Source organism: Christensenella sp., from assembly GCF_034927525.1.
Taxonomy (GTDB): Bacteria; Bacillota; Clostridia; order Christensenellales; family Christensenellaceae; genus Christensenella.
On the sequence record NZ_JAYFPU010000041.1, the window covers coordinates 1 to 3,351 of the forward strand.

2 protein-coding genes and 3 tRNA genes are annotated in these 3,351 nt (G+C 46.9%); all 5 read right to left on the minus strand.

All coding sequences use genetic code 11. From position 1 onward, the window contains the following. Positions 1-57: 57 nt before the first annotated feature. Positions 58-134 (minus strand) — tRNA-Ile (locus VB081_RS01455). Between the two features lie 40 nt (positions 135-174). Beyond that, positions 175-249, minus strand: a tRNA-Glu gene (locus VB081_RS01460). Positions 250-276: 27 nt separating this feature from the next. Further along, a tRNA-Pro gene (locus tag VB081_RS01465) sits at positions 277-353 on the minus strand. Positions 354-526: 173 nt separating this feature from the next. Next, positions 527-2,653 carry a bifunctional 4-hydroxy-3-methylbut-2-enyl diphosphate reductase/30S ribosomal protein S1 gene (locus VB081_RS01470; protein ID WP_323399090.1) on the minus strand — a complete coding sequence of 709 codons (2,127 nt, stop codon included), beginning with the start codon at positions 2,651-2,653 and terminating at the stop codon, positions 527-529. Further along, positions 2,641-3,237, minus strand: coding sequence for a lysophospholipid acyltransferase family protein (locus tag VB081_RS01475; RefSeq protein ID WP_323399091.1), 597 nt, complete (start codon positions 3,235-3,237; stop codon positions 2,641-2,643). The genes VB081_RS01470 and VB081_RS01475 overlap by 13 nt, the downstream gene beginning before the upstream one ends. Between the last annotated feature and the right edge of the window lie 114 nt (positions 3,238-3,351).

Consider the following 3,351-nt stretch of genomic DNA (forward strand, 5'->3'; position numbering starts at 1 on the left):
ACCTGCTCTTTGAAACCGGACATCATTTACTCTTGTCTTAAAACCTTATTACTCTTGTGGTGGGCCCTCAGGGACTCGAACCCCGGACCAATCGGTTATGAGCCGACCGCTCTGACCAACTGAGCTAAGGGCCCGCAAGCAGATAAGAGTAACCCCTGCTCAAAGAAATAGTAATGGTGACCCCACCGGGAATCGAACCCGGGTTACCGCCGTGAAAGGGCGATGTCTTGACCGCTTGACCATGGGGCCATCTGCAAATATCAGGTATGTATCACTTGGTCGGGGTGGAGGGACTCGAACCCCCGGCCCCATGCTCCCAAAGCACGTACGCTACCAAACTGCGCTACACCCCGAAGCATACTCTTTTTATTTGCGACGCTTTATAATATACTGTATTTGCGAACAAAAGTCAATGACTTTTCACAAATTAGTCGTTCATTTTTCAGCTTTTTTATTAAAAACTTTCTTCCATTATATATAACAAAAAAAAGCCGTTAAAAACGGCTTTTTCAAATGACATATTTGCTTATTCTTCGTCGTTATCATCCATCTTGGGGAAGAAATCTGCAAGAGAAGAAGTAGCGCCTTCAACCGGCGGGATCTCATAATGGAATCTTTCTTCCTTCTCTTTTCTTTCGTCTTCCTTTGCCGATGGCTTTTCAGGCTCGTCCATCAATGCACGCGCACTCAAACTGATGCGCTTCTTCGCAGGATTCACTTCCATGATCTTGGCAGTGACCTTATCGCCGATCCTAAGTTCTTCTTCCACCTTCTCAAGCCTTCTGTTCGTGACCTGGGAAATATGGATCAAACCATCGATCGTGGGCTCTAATGATACGAATGCGCCAAACGGCATGATACGTACAACAGTACCTTCTACCGTATCCCCTACGATATATTTTTCCGGTGCTTTGTCCCAAGGTTTGGGCTCAAGCTGCTTGAGGCCTAAAGAAATCCTCTTCTTTTCCGGATCAACGTTCATGATCAGCACTTCGATCTCGTCTCCGACATTCAAAACGTCGGAAGGATGCTTCACCTTTGTCCACGAAATATCCGTGATGTGCAGCAGTCCGTCTACCCCGCCGATATCAACAAACGCACCAAAGTCCGTCAGGCGTTTGATCTTTCCTGTAACCTTATCGCCCTTTTTGAATGTATCGTACAGTTTCTTTTCTTCTTCTTCCGCCGCAACCTTCAGAATATTCTTGTGCGACAGTACGAACCGTCTCTGGCGCTTGTCTGCCTCAATGATATTCACCTGAAGCTCCTGACCGACAAATTCGCTCAGATCTTCCACATATTTCAAAGACAGCTGAGAAGCCGGAATAAATGCGTCATAACCATCCAGTTTCGCAAGCACGCCGCCTTTTACAACTTTATCCACTTTAACGGTATAAATAGCCGTCTCATCGAGGGATTCCACCAACTCTTTCCATTTCAGTTTGGATTCGATGGATTTCCTTGACAGAACAACGTTCCCTTCGCCATCATTAAGAGCCACAACTTCTGCTTCGATCTCTTCTCCGACAGTAAACAAATCCTGAGGATTAGCATCGCCCGGAGCTGTGAGATTCTCTTTTTTGATGATGCCGTCAGATTTATAACCAATATTGACACATATCTCGCTGTCAGAAATCTGAACAACCGTTCCGGTCACAATCTGCCCTCTCTTAATATATACAAACGATTTTTCGATTTCAGCCATGAAATCTACATTTGCATCTGATTGTTCCTCTGCCTGTGATTGTGCTTCCGTTTGTGACTGTTCTTCCATGGATACATCCTTCTCCTCCGCAGATTCAGCATCCAGTACTTTTTCGACATCGCTCATAAGTGTCTTTACCTCCCTAATTAACCGATCCGGTGTCGATGCACCGGCGACAATACTTATTATATCATGAATCGCCACATTTTCAAGTGGAAGTTGCTCAATACTATCGATATAATAGGTTTTATCGCAATTTTTTTTACATAGGTTATATAATTTCTCCGTGTTGGAAGAATGCCTGCCCCCGACTACCAGAACAATATCGGACTGCTTTGCCAGCTCTACCGCTTCTTTTTGGCGCTTTTGTGTTGTATCGCAAATTGAATTGAATAGCTCAAGCGTATCGATCCGTTCCCTTAACTGTCCCACGACCTCATCCCACAGCGCATGCGTGATCGTCGTCTGTGCCACCACAAGTGCATTCTTTAGTTTTGGCACCTGTGCAGCGTCGTCCGCATTATTGACCACATACACCGTTCCCTTGGCCCATCCCTTGATGCCGATCACCTCCGGATGGTCGCTGGCTCCTATAATGACCACCGGCATATCCTTTGCCTTGATGACGCGTTTATGGATACGCGTAACAAACGGGCATGTGAGATCCAGCATCTCAAATCCCCGCTCTTTGATTTTTTCATATACTTCGCGCGAAACCCCATGGGAACGTATCACGATCAGCGTACTCTCAAGCTGGGGTACATCATCCAAATCCTCTGTGACGAGCACACCCTTTTCGCCGAGCGATCCTACCACGTCCTTGTTGTGGATCAGTTCCCCATAGGTATAGATATGTTTGTATGTTCCGATGATATCATTGACTGCGTCGACAGCCCGCGCCACTCCGAAACAAAAGCCCGCGTGCTTTGCGACAATTATTTTTGACATGCTTCCTGACTCATTTCCTGCATTACGTTTTGCAGATATTCCGTTGCCTGTGCAATCGTTTTGCTGTTTGTCTTCTCGCCTACGATCTCCCTTAAATCGATGGCAGGATGCGCGTACACTCTCACCGGGCGAAACAGCTTATAATTTCCGCTGATATAAACAGGCACCACCGGCACGCCTGCACGCAGTGCCATCAGTGCCGCACCCGGTTCAAAGGGCAACAGCTTTCCATCCTCACTGCGCGTTCCCTCCGGGAAAATGCCTAATATCTTACCGTTTTTTAGTGCCGTTATCCCCGTCTTGACCGCCAGCATATCACTTTTTCCGCGCGCAATCGGTATTGCATGCAGGCGGCGCAAAAAGAAATTCGCAGCTTTGTGCCGGAACAACTCTTCCTTTGCCATATAGCAGACCGGCTGTGTCATGATGCTATGCCCGAGAACGATCGGATCCCAGTTGGATTTATGGTTGCATATCACCACACATCCGCTTTTGATCTGAAAGTTTTTTTTGTGGATGCGCCTGACAAAAAAGCAAGGAATCAAGACAATAAAAGCGAGCACACGAGCCAAAGCATATACCATCTAGCTGTTCACTCCCGTTATATCGCCGATGATCCATTCGATCACCTGCTCTTTTTCCATGTCCGTCGTGTCCACCAAAATCGCATCCTCAGCCTGCCTCAGCGGCGCAAATTC

What these genes read in the sequence shown, in the direction of transcription:
- VB081_RS01475 (WP_323399091.1), bottom strand. Translation starts at nt 3,237, where the DNA reads ATGGTATATGCTTTGGCTCGTGTGCTCGCTTTTATTGTCTTGATTCCT.
- VB081_RS01470 (WP_323399090.1), bottom strand. Translation starts at nt 2,653, where the DNA reads ATGTCAAAAATAATTGTCGCAAAGCACGCGGGCTTTTGTTTCGGAGTG.